At 72.0% G+C, this 414-nt stretch carries 1 pseudogene; it reads right to left on the bottom strand.

Features of this window, described 5'->3' with window-relative positions:
- Positions 1–214: pseudogene (locus K9U41_RS23460) on the bottom strand (MFS transporter); the annotation flags it as partial.
- Positions 215–414 lie beyond the last annotated feature (200 nt).

A 414-nucleotide genomic window follows, 5' to 3' on the forward strand; every position in this document is an offset into this window, starting at 1 on the left:
CGAGGAAGCTGACCAGCGCGGCCAGGCCGATGCCGACCCAGTCCAGGCGCAGGCCGCGGTGGGCGGGCGGCGAGTCGGGCAGCACCCGGCGACCCACCACGATCGCGAAGATGCCGACCGGCACGTTGATCAGGAACAGCGAGCGCCAGTCGGTACCGAACGGGTCGAGCTTGATCAGCAGCCCGGCCACCACCGGGCCGAGCACCGTCGACAACCCGATCGCCGGGCCGAACGCCGCGAACGCCGCGAATCTCCGCCGGCCCGAAGATGTCGCGGATCAGGCCGAACGTCTGCGGGATCATCACCGCCGCCGCCAGGCCCTGAGCGACCCGTCCCGCAACCAGTGCGTCACCGGACCACGCGACCGAGCACAGCACCGAGGAGGCCACGAACCCGACCAGCCCGGCCATCAGC

It is taken from the genome of Xanthobacter autotrophicus (assembly GCF_029991245.1).
GTDB lineage: Bacteria > Pseudomonadota > Alphaproteobacteria > Rhizobiales > Xanthobacteraceae > Xanthobacter > Xanthobacter autotrophicus_C.